Consider the following 26,298-nt stretch of genomic DNA (forward strand, 5'->3'; position numbering starts at 1 on the left):
AATGGAACAGACAACAAGAGAAAAGAAGCAAGTGACAAATCAAAAGCCATCCATTTATTCCTTACAATTACATGAGTTGAAAGAATGGTTAGTGGAGCACAATGAAAAAGCGTTTCGTGGAGAACAGATTTTTGATTGGCTTTACTTAAAACGCATTACAAGCTTTGAAGATATGAGCAATCTTTCTAAAGGACTCCGTGAGAAATTGGCAGAGCATTTTACTATTACAACGTTGAATACTTTAATTCAACAAACATCATCAGATGGAACAATCAAATTTTTATTCGAACTCCATGATGGTTTTTCGATTGAAACGGTATTAATGCGCCATGAATATGGAAACTCCGTTTGTGTAACAACGCAAGTAGGCTGCAGAATCGGCTGTACGTTTTGTGCATCAACTCTAGGTGGATTAAAAAGAAATCTAGAGGCAGGAGAAATCGTCTCTCAAGTCGTAAAAGTACAACAGGCACTTGATGAAACAGATGAAAGAGTGAGCTCTGTTGTTATCATGGGAATTGGTGAACCATTTGATAATTTCGATTCCATGATGTCTTTCTTAAAAATTATCAATCATGATAAAGGGTTAAACATTGGTGCCCGTCATATTACGGTTTCAACAAGTGGAATTATTCCAAAGATTTATAAGTTTGCTGATGAAAATTTACAAATTAATTTTGCGATTTCTCTCCATGCACCGAATACAGAGATTAGAAGCAAATTAATGCCGATCAACAAAGCGTATAAACTTCCTGACTTAATGGAGGCAGTGAGGTATTATATTGATAAAACAGGTCGAAGAGTTAGTTTTGAATATGGACTATTTGGTGGGGTAAATGATCAAGTAGAACATGCGGAAGAATTGGCTAAGCTGATCAAAGGGATCAAATGTCATGTCAATTTAATTCCGGTTAACTACGTTCCTGAACGAGATTATGTAAGAACACCAAGAGAGCAAATCTTCTTATTTGAAAAAACATTAAAGCAGCATGGGGTCAACGTAACGATTAGAAGAGAGCAAGGCCATGATATTGATGCTGCATGTGGACAACTACGTGCGAAGGAGCGAAAAGAGGAGACGAGGTGACTGGTGAAGTGAGTGCCATTTTTATGACAGACAAAGGGAGAGTACGCCAGAATAACGAAGATAATGGCGGGATTTTCGTAAATAAGGATGGGCAAAGACTAGCCATTGTGGCTGATGGAATGGGGGGCCACCGAGCTGGTGATGTAGCTAGTGAAATGACAGTGGCTACCCTACAGTCCATGTGGGAGCAAACAGTACGAATTGAAACTGCAGATGAGGCTGAAAACTGGTTACGAACACATATTAAGAGTGTCAATTCGATTTTGTTTGAGCATGCAAGAACAAATGAAGAATGCGATGGGATGGGAACTACGATTGAAGCTGTAATTGCTACAGGTCTTTTTACTACCGTTGCACATGTGGGGGATAGTCGTAGTTATATTGCCAATCCAGATGGATTCCAACAGCTGACTGAAGATCATACGCTTGTAAATGAATTGGTACGGACTGGTCAAATTTCTGCGGAAGACGCGGAACATCATCCGAGAAAGAATGTTATTTTACGCGCGCTAGGAACTGAGCAGGATGTAAAAATTGATGTGAAAACGATAATGTTTGAAGAGGGAGATTACCTACTGCTTTGTTCTGATGGTCTCTCTGGTAAGGTAACGAAAGAAGAGATAAGAGGGGTCCTTGATAGTGAGGATTCCTTAGAGAATAAAGCTTCAAAACTTATCACGATGGCAAATGAGAATGGCGGCGAAGATAACATCACCCTTGTAATTTTAGAATTTGAAGATGATAGAGAAAGAGGGTGAAAATAGATGTTAATTGGAAAAAGAATAAGCGGTCGTTATAAAATCCTCGATATGATTGGCGGAGGTGGGATGGCTAATGTTTATTTAGCCCACGATATGATCCTAGATCGTGATGTGGCTGTCAAAGTGCTTCGTCTCGATTTTTCTAACGATGAAGAATTTATTCGCCGTTTTCATAGAGAAGCCCAATCTGCTACAAGCTTGGCACATCCAAATATCGTGAATATTTACGATGTTGGAGAAGAGGATTCGATTTATTACATTGTCATGGAATATGTCGAAGGTCAAACCTTGAAACAATACATACAACAGCATTCTCCCGTTCGGGTGGATGTAGCGTTAGATATTTTACAACAGTTAACTTCAGCTATCTCACATGCCCATCAAAATCATATCGTCCATCGTGACATTAAGCCGCATAATATTTTAATTGATCATGATGGTAATGTGAAAATTACTGACTTTGGCATTGCGATGGCGCTAAGTGCAACAAGCATTACCCAAACGAATTCTGTTTTAGGTTCTGTCCATTACTTATCTCCAGAGCAAGCACGCGGGGGAATGGCGACTAAAAAATCCGACATCTATTCACTCGGGATCGTCATGTTCGAGCTTCTTACGGGGAGATTGCCTTTTTCAGGGGAATCAGCTGTCTCAATTGCTTTAAAGCATCTCCAATCGGAAACACCGTCAATAAGACGATGGAATCCAACGATTCCTCAAAGTGTGGAAAATATTGTTTTGAAAGCGACTGCCAAAGATCCTTTTCATCGATATGATAGTGCCGAGGATATGGAGCGTGATCTACGTTCAGCGCTTGATCCTGAAAGAATAAATGAAGCAAAATTTGCTATTCCGGAAGATGATGAAGCAACAAAAGCGATTCCGATTATTACTGATGAACGTCCTTATCGAAATATAGATGATACGAAGATTCGCGAGAAGGATCAAGATAGCAAAAAGACCGTGCAGGACGATCAAACAGAGGGTAACGATAAGAAAAAGAAACCAAAAAAGAAGAAAAAATGGCCAGCGATATTAGTTTCTGTTTTCTTCTTGCTTATTATACTATTTGTTTCGGCTGTTATATTTCTTCCTGACATTCTGGCCCCAGATGAGATTGAAGTGCCGGATGTGGCTGGGATGGAGCTAGAGGACGCGATACAAGACTTGCAAAATGCTGGTTTTGTTTTTGGAGAAGCAGTAGAAATAACGGATGAAGATGTAGAGGCAGGATTAGTTGTCAAAACAGACCCGAAAGCTGGCAAGGTTTTAACAGAAGGAACAACCGTAAATGTATACATCAGCACTGGTAAAGAAAAAATGGAAATGCTTGATTACACTGGCCGTGCATACGATGATGTGGTACAGCTTTTAAAAGATCAGTTTAAAGATATCAAAAAAAATGAAATAAATGATGATACAGTTGCCGCCGGGAATATTATTGAACAGTCAATATTACCAGGTGAGGAAATCATTTCAGAAGAAACTGTTCTTGAGTTTACGGTCAGCAAGGGACCAGAACTGATTAAATTAAAGGATTTAACGGGATATAATGCAAAAGGAATAGATGAATATGCGTCGTCCGTCGGATTATTTGTTGATAGTTCGAAGGAAGAATATAGTGACACAGTCGAAAAAGGCTTAGTCATGTCTCAAGAGCCAAAAGCGGGTACGGAACTTAAAAAAGGTGATAAAGTAACAGTTATTTTATCAAAGGGTAAAAAAGAAATTCCACCAAAGGATGTTGTTGAAGAAGTTACGATCCCATATGAACCTGCTATCCCAGGCGAACCACAATCCGTGCAAATCTTTGTAGAAGATATGATTCATAGTAGTACTGAGCCTTATGATGCCTTTGAAATCACAAGCCCGACTACGAAAAAAATCACATTAAAGATTGCTCCAGATCGGAAAGCTGGTTATAAGGTGATCGTCGATGATCGTGTCATTATTGATAAATCAGTTCCTTATCCAGGGGAATAATGAATAGGTGAGAGGATGTCCACTGTAATTGCAATGGGCTCCTCTCAAGCTGTGAAAGAGTGGAATAGTATTTTTCCAAAGGAGTGTATGTATGCCTGAGGGCAAAATTATTAAAGCATTAGCCGGATTTTATTATGTGTTGACGAATGAAAATGAAGTGATCCAATGCAGGGGTCGCGGCGTATTTCGAAAAAATAAGGTGAGTCCTCTTGTTGGAGATGAGGTTGTTTTCCAAGCAGATAATGATCGAGAAGGCTACATTTTAGAAATTAAAGAACGAAAAAATGAATTAGTTCGACCGCCGATTGCCAATGTTGATCAAGCGATCCTTATTTTTTCAGCGGTTGAGCCTGATTTTAGTACGACATTATTAGATCGCTTCCTTGTACTCATTGAATTTAATCGCATTCGTCCCATTATTTGTGTTTCTAAAATCGATTTAACTTCAGATGAAGAGCGGAATAGAATTGAAACGTATGCGGCGGAGTACGAGAAGGCTGGATACAAAGTCATTCTAACTTCTTCCGTAACAGAGGATGGAATTAAACAGTTACTTCCTCTACTAGATGGAGAAATCTCCGTTTTTGCTGGCCAGTCAGGTGTTGGGAAGTCGTCGTTACTTAATGTGTTAAAGCCGGATTTAGAGCTTGAGACAAATGATATTTCTACCCATTTGGGGCGTGGAAAGCATACGACTCGTCACGTGGAATTAATTGAAATTGGAGCAGGATTAGTCGCTGATACTCCAGGATTTAGTTCGTTGGAATTTACGGAGCTTGAGGCTGAGGATTTAAATTACTGCTTCCCAGATATTGAAGCAACGAGTGAAAATTGTAAATTTAGAGGCTGTTTGCATATGCAAGAACCGAAGTGTGCAGTGAAGCAGGCCGTGGAAGATGGGGAAATTCCACTGTATCGCTACGAGCACTACAAGGTATTCCTCCAAGAAATTAAAGACAGAAAGCCGAGGTATTAGAAATGGTAAAAATCGCGCCTTCTATTTTATCAGCGGATTTTTCAAAATTGGGAGAGGAAATTAAGGATGTTGAAAGAGGAGGAGCGGAACTCATTCATGTAGATGTTATGGATGGTCATTTCGTCCCGAATATCACGATTGGTCCGCTTATTGTGGATGCTATTAGACCAGTGACAAAACTTCCTCTAGATGTGCACCTTATGATCGAGAACCCAGATCAATATATTGAAGCTTTTGCAAAAGCTGGAGCAGATTATATTACGGTGCATGTAGAGGTATGTCGTCACCTACATCGCACCATACAAAATATTAAATCTCATGGAATTAAGGCTGGTGTTGTATTAAATCCGGCTACACCAGTTAGCTCGATTGAACATATTATTGAAGAAATTGATATGGTTCTTTTAATGACAGTTAATCCTGGTTTTGGTGGACAAAAATTCATTTCATCTGTTGTTCCAAAAATAAGACAGGTGAAGGAATTGGCAGAAGCTAAAGGACTTAACATTGATATTGAAATTGATGGCGGTGTCAACACAGAAACGGCAAAACTGTGTACTGATGCAGGTGCAACAATACTTGTGGCTGGTTCTGCGGTCTATGACAAAGCAGACCGTAAATTAGCGATTGAAGAGCTAAAAAGAAGTACCATGTAAAGAATATAATCAGTAAGTCAGCTATTTAGGTAGCTGGCTTCTTTTTTAGAAAGGGTGAGGAGTGTGATCATCAACATTTTGGCAGGGGGTCCAGAGGCGCAGCTACCAGAGCTTAATAGCTTTCAAGAAAATGAAGTGGTATGGGTTGGAGTCGATAGGGGCGTATTTACCCTTCTTTCCCATGGAATTGAGCCGCAAATGGCGTTTGGAGACTTTGACTCGGTCAATGAAGAAGAGCTGCAATTCATACATACAAAAGTCAAATCGGTTCGAATCTATAAATCAGAAAAAGATGAACCTGATATGGAGCTCGCTCTCACTTGGGCAATCGAACAAAAGCCAGAACGGATTCGCCTATTTGGAGCAACAGGAGGACGATTGGATCACTTTTTAGCTAATGTCCAATTGCTGTTGAGACCATTGATCGAAGAGAGTCCGATTCTAATCGAAATCATTGATCACCAAAATTTGCTCTATGCAGTCCGTCCAGGAACTCATCAAATAAAAAAAGACGAACAAAAAAAATATATTTCCTTTCTCCCAATCCAAGGAGCTGTTGAGAATCTTACGCTTGCTGGTTTCAAATATCCATTAAAAGATCGTCATATTCCTCCGACTTCTACACTATGTATTAGTAATGAACTTATTGATGATTGTGGTACTTTTTCTTTTACTGAAGGCATATTATTGGTGATAAGAAGCAAGGATTAAAAAATCCCAATTAAAGAGTACTCATTTTTATCTAATGAATATGATAGTATGGAAAAAATCGTGAAAAGAAAGCTGTATGCGTAAGATGGTGAGGAGGGACATTATGAAATTTTATACAATTAAGCTTCCAAAATTTCTAGGTGGCATTGTCCGGGCCATGCTAGGGACTTTTAAGAAGGGCTAGTTTTTTGCACCTCATACATTATGAGGTGTTTTTTATTATTATAAAATGGACAAAATAATGACAGAATGCTGTTTTCGTAATAATTGTTTATTTTCTTACGAAAAAAACCTGTTGTTAAAATAGTTATTTGGTGCATCGTATCAAGTTTACATGTTTTTTTCTACGAAAAAAACTGGCTCTTTTCTCGATTTTTTCGACCAGTATTCATTGAGAACTAAAATAAATTCTTTGTTTTTTACTCCAAAAGCGACAAAGTGTGAGAAAAGAGCATAACAGAAAAAGAGCATCCAATAAGGATGCTCTCATTCTCATTATTACACTCGTTCGACTTTACCTGATCTTAGTGCTCTTGCAGAAACCCAAACACGCTTAGGTTTTCCATCAACAAGAATACGTACTTTTTGAAGGTTAGCACCCCATGTACGCTTGTTAGCGTTCATAGCGTGAGAACGTGCATTACCTGAAGTAGTTTTTTTACCAGTGATTACACATTTACGTGGCATATTTATTTCCCCCCTTACTATGAAAGGTGTATCATTTTAACTTTAATTTTCGCGCAATTTAACATTGCCATTCATAATTTTAATGCGAAAAACTAAGATACATTTTTCGACTATTAAAAGATACTTTAATAATTTATCATACAAACTTTTGGAATGCAATAGTTCAGGTGCGAGTTTCAAGAAAATTTCCTTGACAGATACTTGTCGCAATTGCTTGCAAATTGACGTGGTACTTTCAAATTTGTTTTCATTATAGTAAAATGACTTTAGTTGAATTTCTATCACAAGGTATTAAGATGAATTAATGCTTTTATCTTATTTATTTTTTCAAATACGGATAGATTCTTCAGCACGGAATTATTTCCAAAGGGGGAACGATCGATGTCCATTGAATTAAAAACGAACTACGGGCAAATTGATATCTCAAACGATGTAATTGCAACAATTGCTGGTGGAGCAGCAGTTGATTGCTATGGTATAGTAGGAATGGCGTCAAAGCAACAATTAAAAGACGGATTAACCGAAATATTACGTAGAGAAAATTTCACACGTGGTGTCATCGTTCGCCAAGAAAATGACGAAGTACATATTGATATGTATATTATCGTTAGTTACGGAACGAAAATTTCCGAGGTAGCTCATAACGTCCAATCAAAAGTAAAGTATACATTGGATAAGACAGTAGGCCTTAGTGTCGACTCGGTAAATATCTTTGTTCAAGGCGTTCGTGTTACGAACCCGTAGTGAGGAGGAAGTTTTGTGTCAATTAATACTTTAGATGGAAAGCGTTTTGCACAGATGATTGCTCAAGGAGCTCATCACCTGTCCACTAATGCGAAATATGTGGATGCATTAAACGTCTTTCCAGTTCCAGATGGAGATACTGGAACGAACATGAACTTATCGATGACTTCAGGAGCCAAGGAAGTTAGAAATAATGTTCAAGACCATATTGGTCGTGTTGGAATTGCTCTATCCAAGGGTCTCCTAATGGGCGCACGCGGAAACTCAGGAGTTATTTTATCTCAGTTATTCCGTGGATTCGCTAAAAATATTGAGCAAAAGAGTGCTATTAATGGAATGGAATTTGCGGCTGCGTTTGAAGCGGGTGTACAAACTGCTTATAAAGCTGTTATGAAGCCAGTAGAAGGTACAATATTAACAGTGGCAAAAGATTCTGCAAAGCGTGCTGTTGAAGCTGCTAAGAAAAGCAATGATATCGTTAAGATCATGGAAGAAGTAGTAGCTGAAGCGAAGGCGTCTCTAAAAAGAACTCCAGACCTTTTACCAGTATTAAAAGAGGTTGGTGTTGTTGATAGTGGTGGTCAAGGATTAGTTTTTGTTTATGAAGGATTCCTTGCTGAATTAAAAGGTGAGAAATTACCTGAAGCACCATCGGAATTGCCAAAAATGGACGAACTAATTAGTGAAGAACACCATAATCATGTTCAGGGCCATATTAATACAGCAGATATCGTTTTTGGTTATTGTACAGAGTTCATGGTGAAATTTGAATCTGAGAAGCTAAGCAAAACTCCATTTTCAGAAGATAAGTTCCGTCAGGACCTAAGTCAATATGGCGACTCTTTATTAGTTATTGCTGATGAAAATGTCGTAAAAGTACATATTCACTCTGAGAAACCAGGTACTTGCTTGTCCTATGGCCAACAATATGGAAGCTTAATCAATATGAAGATTGAGAATATGCGTGAACAGCATACGAGTATTGTTGGTGAAGACCATAAGGCTCCTGCGCCGGTAGTGAAGAAAGAAAAGCAGGAGTTTGGAATAGTAGCTGTTTCAATGGGAAGCGGAATCGCTGATTTATTCCGTAGCATTGGTGCCAATGCAGTGATTGAAGGCGGCCAAACAATGAACCCTAGCACAGAAGACATCGTGAAAGCAATTAAAGAAATCAACGCGAAGAAAGTCATTATTCTTCCAAATAACAAGAATATCATCATGGCTGCTGAACAAGCTGCAGAAGTTTCAGAAGAGGATGTAATTGTCGTTCCTTCGAAAACGGTACCGCAAGGATTAGCGGCACTACTTGCTTTTAATCCATCTGCAGGTCTTTCTGATAATAAGGACGGCATGACAGAAGCGATGAGCCATGTTAAGACTGGCCAAATTACTTTTGCGGTTCGTGATACAAATATAGAAGGTGTAGCGATTGAGAAAGATGATTTCATGGGCATTGCCGATGGAAAAATTGTCTTAACAGATAAGAATAGATTGAATGCTGCAAAAGGACTTCTTAAAACGATGTTAGACGAAGATTCCGAAATCCTAACTATTTTGAAGGGTGAGGAAGCAACTGATGAAGACGTTGAAGAATTAACAGCATTCATTGAAGAAGAATTCGAAGATGTTGAAATCGAAGTACACGATGGAAAGCAACCATTATATTCATTTATCTTCTCAATTGAATAACTTCTTATATGAACTTACAAAAGCATGGCTATATTAGTCATGCTTTTGTTCATCATTCCAGAGTAGTTTAAAGGAGCTTTAAAGTGAATGACAAAGTGTTAAAGCAATCAATTACACAAGTTAAAGGTATAGGCGATGAAACGGCGCAAATCTTAGCGGAATTGAATATTTACACCGTCGAGGATCTCCTTGAGTACTATCCGTTTCGATATGAGGATTATCGACTACGTGATTTAACACAGGTCGCACATGAAGAAAGGCTTACTGTCGAGGGAATCGTCCAGAGTGAGCCTACTCTTATGTACTTTGGTCGAAAGAAATCAAAGCTTACGTTTAAATTACTAGTCGGCAATTTTTTAATACAGGTTGTCTTTTTTAATCAGCCGTATTTAAAAAATAATGTAGCTCTTAACGAAACCATTCAAGTGACTGGGAAATGGGATATGCACCGCCGTACGATTACCGCGTCTGAAATGAAAACTGGTCCTTCCCAACAGAAAGAAAGTCTCTCACCGATTTATAGTGTAAAAGGAAACGTAACAGTTAAAGGGATTCGTCGATTTATTCAACTAGCATTCCATCAATTTGGAAACCACATCGAAGAAACGATGCCACAAAATTTAATGATTAAATATCGTCTCCCTAATCGGCGTGATGCCCTTCGAATGATTCATTTTCCGCAAAATGATCAAGACTTGAAACAGGCGCGTCGTAGGTTTGTTTATGAAGAGTTCTTATATTTTCAATTAAAAATGCAAGCGCTAAGAAAATTTGAACGTGAACATTCCCAAGGGCTCAATCAAAAATATGATTTGGAAAAATTGCAGACCTTTTTAGACAGTCTTCCTTTCCCGTTAACTAATGCGCAAAAACGTGTGGTTAATGAGATTTTGGCGGATATGAAATCAAATTATCGTATGAGTCGCCTACTCCAGGGGGATGTTGGCTCTGGTAAAACGGTTGTGGCGGCGATTGCTCTATTTGCTAGTCATACAGCTAGCTTTCAAGGTGCCTTAATGGTTCCTACCGAGATCTTAGCGGAACAGCACGCAGAATCTTTAAAAAATCTCCTAGAGCCATTCGGGCTGAAATGTGAGTTACTGACTAGCTCTGTCAAAGGAAAACGTAGAAAAGAAATATTAGAGCAGCTCCAGGCGGGGGAAATCAATGTTTTAATTGGGACCCATGCGTTAATCCAAGACGAAGTTCATTTTCATAAGTTAGGATTAGTGATAACAGACGAACAGCATCGTTTTGGTGTAGGACAGCGTAAGATTCTCAGGGAAAAAGGGGAGAATCCTGATGTCCTCTTTATGACGGCAACGCCTATTCCGAGGACACTGGCTATTACAGTCTTTGGAGAAATGGATGTATCGATTATTGATGAAATGCCTGCTGGTAGAAAAATAATCGAAACCTATTGGGCGAAGAAAGAGATGCTTGAACGCATTCTATCCTTTATGGAAAAAGAGCTGTCAAAAGGGAGACAAGCTTATGTGATTTGTCCGTTAATCGAGGAATCTGAAAAGCTAGATTTTCAAAATGCAATAGATGTCCATGCTTCCTTACAATCCTATTTTCATGGTCGCTATGAGGTGGGGTTAATGCACGGTCGACTAGGAGCAGATGAAAAAGACTCTGTGATGAAAGCTTTCAGTAAAAATGAAATTCAAGTTCTTGTTTCGACCACTGTTGTGGAAGTAGGGGTCAATGTTCCAAATGCAACCATGATGGTGATTTATGATGCAGAACGATTCGGATTATCTCAGCTCCACCAGCTCCGAGGACGTGTCGGAAGAGGCAGTGAACAATCCTATTGTATTTTACTTGCTGATCCGAAATCAGAGGTCGGGAAAGAGCGGATGCAAATTATGACAGAAACAAATGATGGCTTTGTACTCAGTGAAAAAGATCTGGAATTAAGGGGTCCAGGAGACTTTTTTGGAAAAAAACAAAGTGGTGTACCAGAATTTAAGGTGGCTGATATGGTTCATGATTATCGCGCTTTGGAAACTGCGCGAAATGATGCAACTGAACTTATACAATCAGCGTTCTTTTGGGAATCTCCTGAATATGAACATTTACGAGAGTCTCTCCAAGAATCGGGAGTGTTACAAGGGGAAAAACTAGATTAAGTAAGGCGAGATGTCGAATTATTTCTTGCAATCTGCTTTTTTAAATCATATACTACTATTAGTACCTAGTCTTAATAGCTTGGACGGTGTCATGCATGAAGAGGAATAAAAGAGAGCGGCAAGCGTTGTTAACAGAAACGATAAAGGAAAATCCTTTTATCACTGACGAAGAGCTTGCTGATAAATTTACAGTTAGTGTTCAAACTATTCGATTGGATCGTTTAGAACTATCCATACCTGAGTTAAGAGAGAGAATCAAAAACGTCGCTGAGAAAAACTTCGAGGATGAGGTTCGTTCCTTACCTTTAGAAGAAGTAATCGGTGAAATCATAGATATGGATTTAGATAATTCAGCGATTTCCATTTTAGATATCAAAAAAGAACATGTTTTCAAACGAAATCAAATTGCAAGGGGACATCATCTATTCGCGCAAGCCAACTCACTGGCGGTTGCTGTGATCAATGATGAGCTTGCTTTGACAGCAAAAGCGAATATTCGCTTTACTCGCTCCGTTCTTGAAGGTGAAAGAGTTGTCGCAAAGGCAAAGGTCATCAGTATTGATGAAGAAAAGGGACGTACTCTTGTTGAAGTAACGAGCTTTGTAAACAGTGAAATTGTTTTTAAGGGTGATTTTGAAATGTATCGTTCACATGCGTGAGCGTAAGATAATTCACATACATGGTGGATTAAATTTTGATATTTAAGGAATGTGACATAGATGAAATTAGCAATCGATGCAATGGGCGGAGATAATGCGCCAAAGGAAATCGTTTTAGGGGCGATGAAAGCCGTTGCGACATTTAAAGATCTACATATTATTTTAGTAGGTAATGAAACACAAATTAAAGAACATCTATCAAATGATGAGCGAATCTCGATTGTGCATACAGATGAAGTCATTCTTGGTACAGACGAGCCTGTACGAGCAGTTAGAAGAAAAAAGAAAGCTTCTATGGTATTAGCTGCACAGCTTGTGACTGATGGTGAAGCAGATGGATGTATTTCTGCAGGAAACACAGGAGCTTTAATGGCAGCGGGATTATTTGTTGTCGGTAGGATCGATGGAATTGATCGACCTGCTTTATCTCCTACTCTACCAACTATTGGTGGTGAAGGATTCCTTTTACTAGATGTTGGTGCGAATGTAGATGCTAAACCAGAGCATCTATTTCAAAATGCGATTATGGGCTCCATTTACTGTGAAAAAGTAAGAGGTGTTACAAATCCCCGTGTTGGATTGCTCAATATCGGTACTGAAGAGAAAAAGGGGAATGAACTTGTTAAACAAACCTTTACTCTTTTACAAGACGCTAATCTGAATTTTGTTGGAAATGTTGAAGCAAGAGATTTATTAGACGGTGTTGCTGATGTCGTGGTTACAGATGGATTCACCGGCAATATGGTGTTGAAAACAATTGAAGGAACTGCCATGTCTGTTTTTAAAATGTTGAAGACAGCTCTGTCTAGCAACTTGAAGACAAAGTTAGCTGCCGCTGTTATTATGCCCGACTTAAAAGGTCTAAAGGCTAAAATGGATTACTCTGAATATGGTGGAGCTGGCCTTTTTGGATTAAAGGCTCCAGTTATAAAGGCTCATGGTTCTTCCGATGCTAATTCAGTGTTTAGTGCCATTCGCCAAGCTCGCGAAATGGTCGAAAAGGAAGTGACCAAGACGATTAGAGAAGCAGTAGAAAAAACACAAGATTAATGATTGAAAAGGAGACTTTTAATGGGAAAAATGGCTTTTTTATTTCCAGGTCAAGGCTCACAAACTGTGGGAATGGGTAAATCACTTTTTGATAAGGAAGACTCAGTACGTGCACTTTTTGATAAGGCAGATGCTAAACTCGGAATCCCTCTATCAAAAACGATTTTTGAAGGCCCAATGGAGGAACTTACTTTAACAACGAACGCTCAGCCAGCGTTACTCGTGACTAGTATTGCGATTTTACAATATTTTAAACAAGCAAATATTGAAGCTGATTATGTAGCAGGACATAGCCTGGGTGAATATACTGCACTTGTTGCTGCGGGTGCTTTATCTTTTGAGGATGCGGTATATGCGGTCCGAAAAAGAGGAGAATTCATGGAGGAAGCTGTTCCGAATCGTGAAGGTACAATGGCGGCTGTATTAGGCTTAGGTCGGGACGAGCTAGCGAAAGTAACAGAGGAAATCGCAAACGAAGGAAATCCCGTACAGTTAGCGAATATTAACTGTCCAGGACAAATCGTCATTTCAGGTTCACGTAAAGGTGTTGAGCTTGCAGGTGTTAAGGCAAAAGAAGCTGGGGCAAAACGTGTGTTACCTTTAGAAGTCAGCGGACCATTCCATTCAAGCTTGATGAAGCCTGCTTCCACTAAGCTTCAAGGAGTCCTTGATGAAATCGAGATTAAAGAAGCAAAAATTCCTGTTATCGCAAATGTAACTGCGACTGAGATGAGCGCTCCAGTTGAGATTAAGGAAAAGCTTATTCAGCAGTTATATTCTCCTGTTCAGTGGGAAGATTCAGTTAAGAAAATGATGGAGTTAGGTGTAGATACCTTCATCGAGATTGGACCAGGTAAAGTGTTGTCTGGGTTAGTGAAAAAAATCGACCGTTCAGCTAAAGTGTTCAATATTTCTGATGAAGAGACTTTTACAGCTGTTCATGAAGCATTAAAGGAGGAGCTACGATGAAACTAGAGGGAAAAAGTGCTTTAGTTACTGGTGCATCGCGTGGAATTGGTAGAGAGATTGCTCTGGAGCTAGCAAGACAAGGTGCGAACGTAGCTGTTAACTATGCTGGTAGTGAAAGTTTAGCGAATGAGGTTGTGAATGAAATCAAAGCACTTGGTCGCGATGCGATTGCGATTCAAGCCAATGTTGCCGATGGCGGATCTGTTACCGAAATGGTGAATAAAGTGATCGAGCAATTTGGAAGACTTGATATTTTAGTGAATAATGCTGGTATCACTCGTGATACTTTACTTATGCGTATGAAGGAAGACGATTGGGATGCGGTCATTGACACGAACCTAAAAGGCGTTTTCCTATGCACGAAAGCAGTAACTCGTCAAATGATGAAGCAAAGAAGCGGTCGAATCATTAATATTTCATCAATTGTTGGCGTAAGTGGAAACGCTGGTCAAGCTAATTATGTAGCTGCAAAGGCTGGGGTGATCGGGTTAACGAAAACAACAGCAAAAGAATTTGCTTCACGTGGTATTACCGTGAACGCGGTGGCACCTGGCTTTATTACAACCGACATGACTGATAAGCTTACTGAAGAAATTAAAGGGGAAATGCTGAAGCAAATTCCACTTGCTCGTCTAGGCGATCCAGAGGACATTGCAAAGGTAGTTGTATTCCTAGCATCCGAAGACAGTCGCTACATGACAGGCCAAACCCTACATGTAGACGGCGGAATGGTGATGTGATCAGAAAAGCGGAGAGCGCTTGATCATCGGCGACAAGCGCTGGAAGGGCAGGGGATGAAGTCTGCACTTTGACTTCGGTCACTGACCTGAAGCGACCTCGAGCTGATAGCGCTCGGAGCTGGACAGATAGAAAAGCGGAGAGCGCTCGTCCATCGGCGACAAGCACTGATAGATCCCGCATCCGCAGATGACGTTAAATTCTCACTTTTATTACGAAAAAGTTGTTTGCTATTTTATTCAATTTCACGATGTAAATAGTTAAAAATGAGATTGATTAATTAAACCAAAATAACTATAATGGCTTGAGGGGAGGTGAACAAGCATGGCAGACGTATTAGAACGTGTAACGAAGATCATCGTTGACCGCCTCGGTGTTGAAGAATCTCAAGTTAAACTTGAAGCAACTTTCAAAGAAGACCTAGGAGCTGATTCCCTAGACGTAGTTGAACTAGTAATGGAATTAGAAGATGAATTCGATATTGAAATTTCTGACGATGATGCAGAAAAAATTACAACAGTTGGCGACGCAGTTAATTACATAAACGCCAATTCATAATCGTTAGATTCCTAAAAAGCTCCGTTTTCATAGCGGGGCTTTCTTCTGTAAAAATGACCCATTTTCTTAAAATATATCTTTGCCTTTTAATGCAAATATAAGTACACTTAGGAAATGGAATGTAAAAAAATAGCAAGGTGGATTAGACATGCGTAAGAGTGGGAACGAAAGAGAAAAACGCACATTTCGTAATAGAGATAGACAATTTAAAGAATTTCAAGATAAAATAGGTGTACCATTTTCGAACGAGAAATTGCTTATACAAGCTTTTACTCATTCATCATATGTGAATGAGCATCGCAAGAAGCCTTATGATGATAACGAAAGGCTCGAATTTTTAGGAGATGCTGTACTAGAATTAACCGTTTCTCAATTTTTATATAAAAAATATCCAACGATGACTGAAGGGGAACTGACTAAGCTAAGAGCTGCTGTTGTTTGTGAACCTTCTCTTGTGGCATTTGCCAATGAATTAACCTTTGGTGAATACGTACTTTTAGGTAAAGGTGAAGAGATGACTGGTGGAAGAACTAGACCAGCATTGTTAGCAGATGTTTTCGAAGCGTTTATTGGAGCTTTATTTTTAGATAAAGGAATTGAAACGGTCGTACAATTTCTAGAGAAAGTCGTTTTTCCTAAAATTGATGCAGGTGCTTTTTCTCATGTGATGGATTTCAAAAGCCAGCTACAGGAGCATGTTCAACGAGATGGCTCAGGGGTTATTGAATATAAAGTTTTACAAGAAAAAGGCCCTGCGCATAATCGTGAATTCATCTCTCAAGTCTCCCTAAACGGGACAGAAGTTGGCGTTGGAACAGGAAAATCGAAGAAAGAGGCAGAACAGCATGCTGCCCAAATGGCTTTGGAAAAATTAAAGGCACATATATAATTTTTAATACATGTTTTAACAGTAGAGATGAAATGAAGAGGGGGATACAAACGTGCATCTGAAACGTTTGGATGTAGTAGGCTTTAAATCATTCGCCGAGCGCATTGGGGTTGACTTTGTTACGGGTGTTACAGCAGTTGTCGGCCCGAACGGAAGTGGGAAAAGTAATATTACCGATGCAATCCGCTGGGTGCTTGGTGAACAATCAGCTAAATCCCTCCGTGGAGCAAAAATGGAAGATATTATTTTTGCAGGAAGCGACTCGAGAAAGCCACTAAATTTTGCAGAAGTGACGTTAACACTTGAAAATGAAGATCAATTTTTGCCAATTGATTATAACGAAGTCAGTGTAACTAGAAGAGTCTATCGTTCTGGGGACAGTGAATTTTTTATTAATAAACAGAGCTGTCGTTTAAAAGATATTATTGATTTATTCATGGACTCGGGACTAGGTCGCGAAGCTTTTTCGATCATCAGCCAAGGGAGAGTTGAAGAAATTCTAAATAGTAAGGCTGAAGAAAGAAGAACGATTTTTGAAGAGGCTGCCGGGGTTCTCAAATATAAGACGCGTAAAAAGAAAGCTGAAGGTAAGCTGACAGAAACCCAAGAAAACTTAAATCGTGTAAACGATATTGTACATGAGCTTGAAGGGCAAGTTGAGCCATTAAAAATTCAAGCATCGATTGCAAAAGATTATCTTCAGCAAAAAGAAGAGTTGGAGAAAATTGAAGTTGCTCTAACAGTCTATGAAATCGAAGAATTGCATGGAAAATGGGAACAGCTTTCAAAGCAGCTTGAGCAAAATAAGCATGTCGAGATGGAACTTTCTGCTACTTTACAAACAAAAGAAGCAAAAGTTGTCGAGATGAGAGAGCAAATTGCAGCAATTGATGAATCGATAAACGATTTGCAAACGGTACTTCTTCATGCATCCGAGGAGCTAGAAAAGCTTGAAGGGAAGAAAGAAGTTTTAAAAGAACGAAAGAAAAATGCGAAGCAAAATAAAGAGCAGCTAGAAAAGTCAATTGCCTCATTATCAGCGAAGCTAGCTGAACTTACAAAGGAAAAAGATGAGCAAGAAGAAACTGCTAATGCTTTGGAAAAAGAAGCGAGTGAGCTTCAGAAAATTCTTTCGGAAAAACAAAATCAATTAAAGCTTTTCAGCGAAAATATTGAAGAAAAAATCGAATCACTAAAAAGTGATTATATTGAGATTTTAAACCAGCAAGCAACTTATAAAAATGAACTTCAAAATATTGATTCCCAAATCGGCCAACAGCAGCAACGAAGCAAAAGGCTTGATGAAGATAACCAGAAGTATTTAGAAGACCGTCGTGTTATTGAGGAAAAAAGAGCCGCGATTATGTCCAAGCTGTCTGTCGTGCAAAAAGAGCTAGAAGAACAGGTTCATATTTTCCGAAATGAACAAACAAAACTTGAGAACCTTCGCAATCAATATGACAAGCAGGAATCTACTCTATATCAAGCCTATCAGTTTTTACAAAAGGCGAAGTCAAGAAAAGATATGCTTGAAGAGATGGAAGATGATTATTCTGGCTTCTTTCAAGGGGTTAAGGAAGTACTGAAGGCTCGTGAGCACGCGTTGTCTGGTATTGAAGGGGCGATCGCGGAGCTTATTCAGGTTCCAAAGGAGTATGAAGTTGCAATTGAAACTGCTTTAGGTGGAGCGGCGCAGCATGTTGTCGTGACTACAGAGGAAAGTGGACGAAATGCGATTCAATACTTGAAGAAAAATTCCTTTGGTCGGGCAACATTTTTACCAATGAGCGTCATTAAAGGGAAATCTCTTTCTTCACAGCAACTCCAACTGATTCAGGGACATCCTGCTTTTGTAGGTGTTGCTTCAGAGCTAATTGGAACAGAAGAAAAATACAGCAGTGTGATTACAAACCTCCTTGGAAATGTTGTCATAACTGGGGATCTAAAAGGTGCCAATGAAATGGCCAAGATCCTCCAATATCGCAGTCGATTTGTCACGTTAGACGGGGATGTCGTCAATGCTGGCGGTTCGATGACCGGTGGTGCCGTTAAGAAGCAGTCCACTTCCCTTTTAAGTAGAAAAGGAGAATTGGAAGACTTAAAGGAAAAGCTTGCTGAAATGGAAAGGCAAACTGCCATTAAAGAAGAGCAGGTTAAGGAGTCGAAAGCAAGCATTCAAGATCAGCAAACTCTTCTAGATGATCTTCGTAAAAAAGGCGAAGAGCTTCGAATCGAGGAGCAATCGATCAAAGGGGACCTGCGTGAGGTTGAATTTGAAGAAAAGAACATGAATGAAAAGCTTGCTCTTTATGATTCGAATATCTCGCAATATGGAGAAGAAAAAGAAAGGCTCTCTGCGAGGAAAGTAGAATTAACTCGTTTACTTGAGGAATCAGAAGAAACAAAGCTTTCTCTTGATGGGGAAATTTCTCTCCTTACTGAACAAAAAAATACACAAATTTCTTCTAAGGAAACGGTCACAGAAGAAATTGGTGAGTTAAAGGTGAAGCTGGCGGCTAAAAATGAGCAGGCTCGTAATGCTCGTGAAAATCTCGCGAAAACAAAATTTGAGTTAGATGAGGTTAGCCAAAACTATGATTCTGTTAAGGAAGACCTGGATTTACTATCTTCAGAAATGACAGATAGTAGCTCTGGTGCAGAATATTTAGAAGAGGCGGCTTTGCAAAAGCTTCAAGATAAAAATGAAACGACAAAGCTTATTGCCTCTCGTCGTGAAGAAAGATTAGCGCTCCACGGTCAAGTTGAGGATGCTGAACTTGAAGTGCGAGAACTTAAACGTCAGCATAAAGGCCTTATCGGAATTTTAACAGACGAAGAAGTGAAGCTGACTCGTTTAGATGTCGATTTAGAAAATCGTTTAACACGTTTACGTGAGGAATATTTGCTTTCGTATGAAGGGGCAAAGGATGAGTATCCATTAACGATTCCTGCTGACGAAGCAAGGAAGAAAGTAAAATTAATTAAGCTGTCCATTGAAGAGCTAGGAACGGTCAACTTAGGAGCGATTGAAGAATATGAGCGTGTTTCTGAGCGCTACGAATTTCTTTTAGAACAAAAAAATGACCTTCAAGAAGCGAAGGATACTTTGTTCCAGGTTATTGATGAGATGGATGAGGAAATGAAAAAGAGATTTGAACAAACTTTCTATGGAATTCGGTCTCATTTCGAATCTGTATTTCAATCATTATTTGGTGGAGGACGAGCTGATCTAAGGTTAACTGACCCAGAGGATCTTTTAAATACAGGCGTAGAAATTGTTGCCCAGCCACCAGGGAAGAAATTGCAGAATCTTGGCTTATTATCCGGTGGAGAACGTGCTTTAACGGCAATAGCCTTACTCTTCTCGATTCTAAAAGTACGACCTGTACCATTCTGTATTTTGGATGAAGTGGAAGCTGCTCTTGATGATGCCAATGTACATCGTTTTAGTCAATATTTAAAACGATATAGTGATGAAACACAGTTCATTGTTATTACTCACCGTAAGGGAACGATGGAAGGTGCAGATGTCCTGTACGGGGTAACGATGCAGGAATCAGGTGTGTCCAAATTAGTTTCTGTTAGACTTGAAGAAACAAAAGAGCTAGTAGAATCTTAAAAGTTGATCGCTGAAAAAGGAAGGGAAGCGTATGAGTTTTTTTAAGAAGCTAAAAGAAAAAATTACACAGCAAACAGATGTGGTTACAGAAAAGTTCAAAGATGGACTGACGAAAACGCGTGATAATTTTTCAGGTAAAGTAAATGACTTAGTCGCACGTTATCGTAAGGTCGACGAAGACTTTTTCGAAGAGCTTGAAGAAATCTTGATTCAGGCGGATGTCGGCTTTGAAACGGTTATGGATTTAATTGAAGAGCTGAAAATGGAAGTGAAGCGTAAGAACATACAAGACCCAGCTGAGGTTCAAAGTGTCATTTCGGAAAAACTTGTGGAAATCTATGAGGGTGCCGATGAAGCGTCTACAGAGCTAAATATTCAAGCTGAGGGATTAACGGTTCTATTATTTGTTGGTGTAAACGGCGTTGGAAAGACAACAACGATTGGGAAGCTTGCCCATAAGTTTAAGTCAGAAGGGAAAAAAGTTGTCCTTGCTGCAGGTGATACGTTCCGAGCCGGTGCGATTGAACAGCTTGAAGTATGGGGCGAGCGTGTTGGTGTTGATGTCATTAAGCAAGGAGCGGGTTCAGATCCAGCTGCTGTTATGTTTGATGCGATTCAGGCTGCGAAATCAAGAAATGCTGATATTTTGATTTGTGATACAGCAGGACGTCTACAAAATAAGGTTAACTTGATGAAGGAACTTGAAAAGGTGAAGCGTGTAATTGAGCGTGAAGTTCCTGGCGCTCCTCATGAGGTACTTCTTGTCCTTGATGCAACGACAGGGCAAAATGCCTTGATTCAAGCGAAAACGTTCAAGGAAGCTACAAATGTAAGTGGTATTGTATTAACGAAGCTTGATGGTACGGCAAAGGGTGGTATCGTGCTTGCGATCCGCAATGAGTTAGGAATTCCAGTGAAGTTTGTCGGTCTTGGTGAAAAGATGGACGACCTCCAGGAATTTAATGCAGAGCAATACGTTTACGGCTTATTTGCTGATTTGGTTGAAAATGAAGAGTTAGATTGAGTTATCTTTGCCCGGTACACATTGTGTGCCGGGTATTTTTGTGGGCTTCTAGGATACAGGATTAGCGGAAAATACCGTTCAAGAGCAGTTTCATTGACAGGAAAAGCAGAAAAGAAGTGAGAGTTGTCAATCAAGAGCAGTTTCATTGACAGGATAGGCAGAAAATGAGTGAGAGTTGTCAATCAAGAGCAGTTTCATTGACAGGATAAGCAGAAAAGCAATGAGAGTTGTCAATCAAGAGCAGTTTCATTGACAGGATAGGCAGAAAAACAGTGAGAGTTGTCAATCAAAAGCAGTTTCATTGACAGGATAAGCAGAAAATGAGTGAGAGTTGTCAATCAAGAGCAGTTTCATTGACAGGATAGGCAGAAAAGCAATGAGAGTTGTCAATCAAGAGCAATTTCACCAACAGGATTCACGATCATCATCCATAATTGCTCCTACGAGAGTATTGCTCTGCGTGAAGGCTGTTTTTATAAGGAGCTCAGTCCATTCTAAAGAAAAGTTCCTCCTTCATGAACACGATATAGAGTAAAGATAAAATCTTGACATCGCTTATGGATGCGTGTACACTGACTATGTAAAGGCTTTTCACTTAACAAGGAGGGATGAGCTGTGCTTGAAAAGACAACTCGTATCAATTATTTATACGATTTTTATCAATCCTTGTTAACACCAAAACAGCAGAGCTATATGTCTCTATACTACTTAGATGATTTTTCTCTTGGAGAAATTGCCGATGAATACGGGGTAAGTAGGCAGGCGGTGTACGACAATATTAAGCGTACTGAAGCCATGCTCGAGGAGTATGAAGAAAAGCTATGTTTATTTGATAAATTTCAAAAGCGAAATAGGCTCTTGAATGAAATAACAAATGCTTTAAAGACTGAATCTCCTTCGAAACAGGCATTATTAGAAGCAGTAGCAGAGCTTGAGAAATTGGATTAGGAGGCGGCAAGATGGCATTTGAAGGATTAGCCGACCGACTGCAAAATACGATGCAAAAGATCCGTGGAAAAGGTAAGGTTAACGAAGCGGATGTAAAAGAAATGATGCGTGAAGTTCGTCTTGCCCTTTTAGAAGCGGACGTTAACTTCAAGGTTGTAAAAGAATTTGTTAAAAAAGTTAGTGATCGTGCCGTTGGACAAGAGGTTTTAAAAAGCTTAACACCTGGTCAACAAGTCATCAAGGTTGTAAAAGAAGAATTAACAAACTTGATGGGTGGCGAGGAAAGTAAAATTGCTGTCAGCAACCGACCTCCAACTGTCATTATGATGGTCGGATTACAGGGTGCTGGTAAAACCACAACAACTGGAAAGCTAGCAAACCTACTACGCAAGAAATACAATCGAAATCCAATGCTAGTTGCTGCAGATATCTATCGTCCTGCTGCGATTAAACAGCTTGAAACACTTGGAAAACAGCTTAATATGCCTGTATTCTCCTTAGGAGACCAAGTGAGTCCTGTAGAAATCGCAAAGCAAGCTATTGCCAAGGCAAAAGAAGACCATAATGATTATGTCCTTATTGATACCGCTGGTCGCTTGCATGTGGACGAAGCTCTAATGGGTGAACTAAAAGACATTAAAGAACTATCGAACCCGAACGAGATTTTCCTTGTTGTTGATGCAATGACTGGTCAAGACGCTGTCAATGTAGCCCAGAGCTTCAACGAACAACTGGGCTTAACTGGTGTCGTATTGACAAAGCTTGACGGGGATACTCGTGGGGGAGCAGCACTATCGATTCGTTCTGTAACCAACACACCTATTAAATTTGTAGGTCTTGGTGAGAAATTAGATGCATTGGAATCCTTCCATCCAGAACGCATGGCTTCACGTATTCTCGGAATGGGAGACGTTCTGACCTTAATCGAAAAAGCACAGTCGAATATTGATGAAGAAAAAGCGAGGGAAATAGAGCAGAAAATGAAGTCCAATTCATTTACTCTTGATGATTTCCTTGATTCGCTAGGGCAGGTTCGCAACATGGGGCCACTCGAAGATCTTCTGAAAATGATGCCTGGTGCGAATAAGATGAAGGGTCTAAACAATCTTCAAATTGATGAAAAGCAAATTTCTCATGTCGAAGCGATTATTCAATCGATGACGAAAGAGGAGAAAATCCATCCAGAAATCATTACATCGAATCGTCGTAAAAGAATTGCAAAGGGAAGTGGAACTTCTGTACCGGAGGTAAATCGTCTCCTCAAGCAATTTGAAGACATGAAAAAAATGATGAAGCAAATGTCAGGAATGCAGCAAAAAGCTAAGAAAAAAGGGAAGAAAAAAGGTGGTTTCAACCTACCATTTAACCCTTTTCAATAAGAAATTTGCTGATAAAACCTAAAAAATTTTAACTGACAAGAAAAAACACTTTACAAACTATTTAACAATCTGTTATTATTCTATCTTGTGTGAAACTATTCGGAGGTGCTATTAAACATGGCAGTAAAAATTCGTTTAAAACGTATGGGAGCAAAAAAATCTCCTTTTTATCGTATTGTAGTAGCTGATTCTCGTTCTCCTCGTGATGGACGTTTTATTGAAACAGTTGGAACTTATAACCCAGTAGCTGAGCCAGCTATCGTTGATATCAACGAAGAGTTAGCTCTTAAGTGGTTACAAGACGGTGCAAAACCATCTGACACAGTTCGTAACTTATTCTCTAAACAAGGCATTATGGAAAAATTCCATAACGCTAAGTTCAGCAAGTAATAGTCGATATGAAAGAGCTTATTGAAACAATTGTTAAGCCTCTTGTAGATTTCCCAGAGGATGTTCATGTGAATGTCACCGAGGAATCTGACCGCATTACTTATAAACTTAACGTGAATAAAAGCGATATGGGTAAAGTGATCGGTAAGCAAGGGCGCGTCGCTAAAGCTATTCGAACTGTTGTCTATGCAGCAGGATCTACACAACAGAAGAAAGTCTTTTTAGAAATTGTTGAGTAAGGCTCACCGTATTATTACGAGAGACACAAAAAAGGAGGGGAAACCCTTCTTTTTTTTAACTATTTTCTCGGTTTACAAAAGGGTATTAAATAAGCCTGAGGAATAACTAAAAAAAGCGCAGAGGAGGCGCTGAGCTTGAATATTCTACAAAGTGTCGTGGTCAAACAGGTACTTACGGAAAAAAGTAAAGAACAGCTGCTCCAAAAATACGAAGACAATCGTCTGCAACTTAAGAAGGAATGCGAACAGCTGATGTTCGAATTAAAAAAACTTGAAAAAACAAAAAAATACCAAGCTGAAAATCTAAAAAAGCAATTTGAAAAAGAAATACATACTCGAAGGGAAAAATTAAAGCTTCTCGAGTTTCAAATAGAACAATTACATATGCTACCATTAGGAAGCGAACTAAAAGAAAAAGAAATACAAGGTATAGTTGAAATAAATGTAGGCGACGTTTGGGAAGATATCGTGACGAGTAAAACGATTATCATAAAGGATGGCATCGTTGCTGAAATTCGCTAGAGGTGATGATTGTTGGAAAAATGGTTTAATGTAGGAAAAATCGTAAATACCCATGGGATTAGAGGAGAAGTTCGTGTCATTTCCAAGACGGACTTTGCTGAGGAACGGTATACGAAAGGGAATAAGCTGTACTTATTCATGCCTGATGCAAAAGAGCCAATAGAATTAACGGTTGAATCTCATCGGGTACATAAAAATTTCAATCTTTTAACCTTTGAAGGCTATGGAAATGTCAACGAGGTAGAGAAAATGAAAGGTGGAATACTCAAGATTCGTGAGGACCAGCTTACAGAGCTTGAGGAAGATGAATTCTATTTCCACGAAATTATTGGCTGTCACGTATTTACCACAGATGGCGAAGAGATTGGAAAGGTACGCGAAATTTTAACGCCTGGTGCCAATGATGTTTGGGTCATTAAAGGCAAGGGTGGAAAAGATATTTTAATTCCGTATATCGAGCAAATTGTTAAAAAAGTAGATATAAAGGAACAAACCATTATTATTGAGCCGATGGAAGGGTTACTATCATGATGAAAATTGATGTCTTAACCCTTTTTCCGGAAATGTTCGAAGGGGTTCTAGGAAGCTCAATTTTAAAAAAAGCAGCGGAACAAAAAGCTGTTGACTATCATATCGTTAATTTTCGTGAGTTTGCTGATAACAAGCATAAGACCGTTGATGATTACCCGTATGGTGGAGGGGCAGGGATGGTGCTTAAACCTCAGCCTATCTTTGATGCGGTTGACCATCTAAAGGAACAAGCACAAAGTACGAAACCTCGCGTTATTCTCTTATGTCCTCAAGGGAAAACACATAATCAGAAAATCGCGGAAGAATTGGCTAAGGAAGAACATTTAATCTTCATTTGTGGCCATTATGAAGGCTATGATGAGAGAATCAGAGATCATGTAGTGACCGATGAATTATCGATTGGGGATTATGTGCTGACTGGTGGGGAGCTAGGAGCGATGGTTGTTATTGATAGTGTTGTGAGACTCTTGCCAGAGGTTCTAGGCAATGAAGAATCTCATCAAAGAGACTCTTTTAGCACAGGATTTCTTGAACACCCCCATTATACAAGACCAGCTGATTTCCGTGGAATGAAGGTTCCAGATGTTTTAACATCAGGAAATCATCGGTTAATAGATGAGTGGAGAGAGAAGGAATCTCTTAAACGGACATATGAGCGCAGACCGGATCTTCTCGAGAATATAGAACTTACAAGTGACCAAAAAAAATGGCTAAGAGAATTTGAAAATCAGAAGAAATAGCCTTGATGTGACTTGAGTATTATGGTATGATAATTTTTGTGACTTAGACTACTATAGTTTACGTCTTATAACGATGTTCCGCTGCATTTATAGGCTAAAGTCCTGCAAGAGCGTCTGTTGGAAGGAGTTGAAAACGATGCAACAATTAATTGAAGAAATTACAAAAGAACAACTTCGTTCGGATCTACCTGCTTTCCGTCCTGGTGATACAGTACGTGTACACGTAAAAGTTATCGAGGGAACTCGTGAGCGTATCCAGCTTTTCGAAGGTGTTGTAATTAAGCGTCGTGGTGGTGGAATTAGCGAAACTTTTACAGTACGTAAAGTTTCTTACGGAGTAGGCGTTGAGCGTACTTTCCCAGTTCACACACCAAAAATTGCGAAGCTTGAAGTTATTCGACGCGGTAAAGTTCGCCGTGCTAAACTTTACTACCTACGTAACCTACGTGGTAAAAAAGCTCGTATCAAAGAAATTCGATAATAAAAGCTTAAAACTCAAAAGGGGCTTGTGTACGTAAGAATCTGATAAGATTTTTACAACAAGCTCCTTTTTTGTGATATTGGGGACTCGTCATTGGTAAAATATTCATAGATACTCCTTATGACTTGAGGCT

At 39.4% G+C, this 26,298-nt stretch carries 27 protein-coding genes; 26 read left to right on the forward strand and 1 reads right to left on the reverse strand.

The annotated features are described in order from the left end of the window. The first annotated feature begins 1 nt into the window (after window position 1). The 7 genes from rlmN to spoVM all read left to right on the forward strand — a co-directional run bounded on the left by rlmN (window position 2) and on the right by spoVM (window position 6,358). Window positions 2-1,087: a dual-specificity RNA methyltransferase RlmN gene (rlmN, locus tag FA727_RS03405; protein ID WP_136829317.1), complete on the forward strand. Its 1,086-nt coding sequence runs from the start codon at window positions 2-4 to the stop codon at window positions 1,085-1,087. An 8-nt stretch (window positions 1,088-1,095) separates the two neighbouring features. Next, the gene (locus FA727_RS03410; protein WP_136831004.1) at window positions 1,096-1,845 is read left to right on the forward strand and encodes a Stp1/IreP family PP2C-type Ser/Thr phosphatase; all 750 of its coding nucleotides are present in this window, start codon (window positions 1,096-1,098) and stop codon (window positions 1,843-1,845) included. A gap of 6 nt (window positions 1,846-1,851) precedes the next feature. Further along, the gene (pknB, locus tag FA727_RS03415; protein ID WP_136829318.1) at window positions 1,852-3,831 is read left to right on the forward strand and encodes a Stk1 family PASTA domain-containing Ser/Thr kinase; all 1,980 of its coding nucleotides are present in this window, start codon (window positions 1,852-1,854) and stop codon (window positions 3,829-3,831) included. Window positions 3,832-3,922: 91 nt separating this feature from the next. Further along, window positions 3,923-4,807, forward strand: coding sequence for a ribosome small subunit-dependent GTPase A (rsgA, locus tag FA727_RS03420; RefSeq protein ID WP_136829319.1), 885 nt, complete (start codon window positions 3,923-3,925; stop codon window positions 4,805-4,807). Between the two features lie 2 nt (window positions 4,808-4,809). Then, window positions 4,810-5,463, forward strand: coding sequence for a ribulose-phosphate 3-epimerase (rpe, locus tag FA727_RS03425; protein WP_136829320.1), 654 nt, complete (start codon window positions 4,810-4,812; stop codon window positions 5,461-5,463). A 63-nt stretch (window positions 5,464-5,526) separates the two neighbouring features. Continuing rightward, the gene (locus tag FA727_RS03430) at window positions 5,527-6,174 is read left to right on the forward strand and encodes a thiamine diphosphokinase (RefSeq protein WP_136829321.1); all 648 of its coding nucleotides are present in this window, start codon (window positions 5,527-5,529) and stop codon (window positions 6,172-6,174) included. Between the two features lie 103 nt (window positions 6,175-6,277). Continuing rightward, window positions 6,278-6,358, forward strand: a complete 81-nt coding sequence (gene spoVM / locus FA727_RS03435; protein ID WP_017551496.1) for a stage V sporulation protein SpoVM — start codon at window positions 6,278-6,280, stop codon at window positions 6,356-6,358. Window positions 6,359-6,672: 314 nt separating this feature from the next. Here the strand turns inward: spoVM and rpmB are convergent, their stop codons facing one another. Continuing rightward, window positions 6,673-6,861 carry a 50S ribosomal protein L28 gene (gene rpmB, locus FA727_RS03440; RefSeq protein WP_126405863.1) on the reverse strand — a complete coding sequence of 63 codons (189 nt, stop codon included), beginning with the start codon at window positions 6,859-6,861 and terminating at the stop codon, window positions 6,673-6,675. A 381-nt stretch (window positions 6,862-7,242) separates the two neighbouring features. On the opposite strand from rpmB, the gene FA727_RS03445 reads away from it, so the two are divergent. The 19 genes from FA727_RS03445 (at window position 7,243) to rplS (ending at window position 26,165) form a co-directional block, all read left to right on the forward strand. Beyond that, window positions 7,243-7,605, forward strand: a complete 363-nt coding sequence (locus FA727_RS03445; protein WP_136829322.1) for an Asp23/Gls24 family envelope stress response protein — start codon at window positions 7,243-7,245, stop codon at window positions 7,603-7,605. A 15-nt stretch (window positions 7,606-7,620) separates the two neighbouring features. Then, window positions 7,621-9,294, forward strand: coding sequence for a DAK2 domain-containing protein (locus tag FA727_RS03450; RefSeq protein ID WP_136829323.1), 1,674 nt, complete (start codon window positions 7,621-7,623; stop codon window positions 9,292-9,294). 83 nt (window positions 9,295-9,377) lie between these two features. After that, window positions 9,378-11,429: an ATP-dependent DNA helicase RecG gene (gene recG / locus FA727_RS03455; protein ID WP_136829324.1), complete on the forward strand. Its 2,052-nt coding sequence runs from the start codon at window positions 9,378-9,380 to the stop codon at window positions 11,427-11,429. Between the two features lie 95 nt (window positions 11,430-11,524). Continuing rightward, window positions 11,525-12,088, forward strand: coding sequence for a transcription factor FapR (gene fapR, locus FA727_RS03460; RefSeq protein WP_136829325.1), 564 nt, complete (start codon window positions 11,525-11,527; stop codon window positions 12,086-12,088). Between the two features lie 60 nt (window positions 12,089-12,148). Continuing rightward, the gene (gene plsX, locus FA727_RS03465; protein ID WP_136829326.1) at window positions 12,149-13,138 is read left to right on the forward strand and encodes a phosphate acyltransferase PlsX; all 990 of its coding nucleotides are present in this window, start codon (window positions 12,149-12,151) and stop codon (window positions 13,136-13,138) included. 21 nt (window positions 13,139-13,159) lie between these two features. Beyond that, the gene (gene fabD, locus FA727_RS03470; protein WP_136829327.1) at window positions 13,160-14,107 is read left to right on the forward strand and encodes an ACP S-malonyltransferase; all 948 of its coding nucleotides are present in this window, start codon (window positions 13,160-13,162) and stop codon (window positions 14,105-14,107) included. After that, the gene (gene fabG / locus FA727_RS03475; protein WP_136829328.1) at window positions 14,104-14,847 is read left to right on the forward strand and encodes a 3-oxoacyl-[acyl-carrier-protein] reductase; all 744 of its coding nucleotides are present in this window, start codon (window positions 14,104-14,106) and stop codon (window positions 14,845-14,847) included. The genes fabD and fabG overlap by 4 nt, the downstream gene beginning before the upstream one ends. Window positions 14,848-15,169: 322 nt before the next feature. Next, window positions 15,170-15,403 (forward strand): acyl carrier protein, encoded by a 234-nt coding sequence (acpP, locus tag FA727_RS03480; RefSeq protein WP_126405879.1) that lies wholly within the window; start codon window positions 15,170-15,172, stop codon window positions 15,401-15,403. Between the two features lie 148 nt (window positions 15,404-15,551). Next, complete coding sequence (rnc, locus tag FA727_RS03485) at window positions 15,552-16,292, forward strand: ribonuclease III (protein WP_136829329.1); 741 nt, start codon at window positions 15,552-15,554, stop codon at window positions 16,290-16,292. 52 nt (window positions 16,293-16,344) lie between these two features. Beyond that, on the forward strand, window positions 16,345-19,911 hold the full coding sequence (smc, locus tag FA727_RS03490; RefSeq protein ID WP_136829330.1) for a chromosome segregation protein SMC: 3,567 nt from the start codon (window positions 16,345-16,347) through the stop codon (window positions 19,909-19,911). A 31-nt stretch (window positions 19,912-19,942) separates the two neighbouring features. Further along, window positions 19,943-20,935, forward strand: a complete 993-nt coding sequence (gene ftsY / locus FA727_RS03495; protein WP_136829331.1) for a signal recognition particle-docking protein FtsY — start codon at window positions 19,943-19,945, stop codon at window positions 20,933-20,935. 615 nt (window positions 20,936-21,550) lie between these two features. Next, window positions 21,551-21,883 (forward strand): putative DNA-binding protein, encoded by a 333-nt coding sequence (locus tag FA727_RS03500; RefSeq protein WP_136829332.1) that lies wholly within the window; start codon window positions 21,551-21,553, stop codon window positions 21,881-21,883. An 11-nt stretch (window positions 21,884-21,894) separates the two neighbouring features. Beyond that, window positions 21,895-23,262: a signal recognition particle protein gene (gene ffh / locus FA727_RS03505; RefSeq protein ID WP_136829333.1), complete on the forward strand. Its 1,368-nt coding sequence runs from the start codon at window positions 21,895-21,897 to the stop codon at window positions 23,260-23,262. A 117-nt stretch (window positions 23,263-23,379) separates the two neighbouring features. Next, the gene (rpsP, locus tag FA727_RS03510) at window positions 23,380-23,652 is read left to right on the forward strand and encodes a 30S ribosomal protein S16 (protein WP_136829334.1); all 273 of its coding nucleotides are present in this window, start codon (window positions 23,380-23,382) and stop codon (window positions 23,650-23,652) included. 8 nt (window positions 23,653-23,660) lie between these two features. Then, on the forward strand, window positions 23,661-23,891 hold the full coding sequence (locus FA727_RS03515; protein ID WP_136829335.1) for a KH domain-containing protein: 231 nt from the start codon (window positions 23,661-23,663) through the stop codon (window positions 23,889-23,891). A gap of 135 nt (window positions 23,892-24,026) precedes the next feature. Then, entirely contained in the window at window positions 24,027-24,413 is a 387-nt protein-coding gene (locus tag FA727_RS03520) for a YlqD family protein (RefSeq protein WP_136829336.1), read from the forward strand. Between the two features lie 12 nt (window positions 24,414-24,425). Next, entirely contained in the window at window positions 24,426-24,944 is a 519-nt protein-coding gene (gene rimM, locus FA727_RS03525; protein ID WP_136829337.1) for a ribosome maturation factor RimM, read from the forward strand. Continuing rightward, on the forward strand, window positions 24,944-25,684 hold the full coding sequence (trmD, locus tag FA727_RS03530) for a tRNA (guanosine(37)-N1)-methyltransferase TrmD (RefSeq protein ID WP_170209260.1): 741 nt from the start codon (window positions 24,944-24,946) through the stop codon (window positions 25,682-25,684). The genes rimM and trmD overlap by 1 nt, the downstream gene beginning before the upstream one ends. A gap of 136 nt (window positions 25,685-25,820) precedes the next feature. Beyond that, entirely contained in the window at window positions 25,821-26,165 is a 345-nt protein-coding gene (gene rplS / locus FA727_RS03535) for a 50S ribosomal protein L19 (protein WP_136831005.1), read from the forward strand. Window positions 26,166-26,298 lie beyond the last annotated feature (133 nt).

The organism is Robertmurraya kyonggiensis (genome assembly GCF_005116465.1).
GTDB lineage: Bacteria > Bacillota > Bacilli > Bacillales > Cytobacillaceae > Robertmurraya > Robertmurraya kyonggiensis.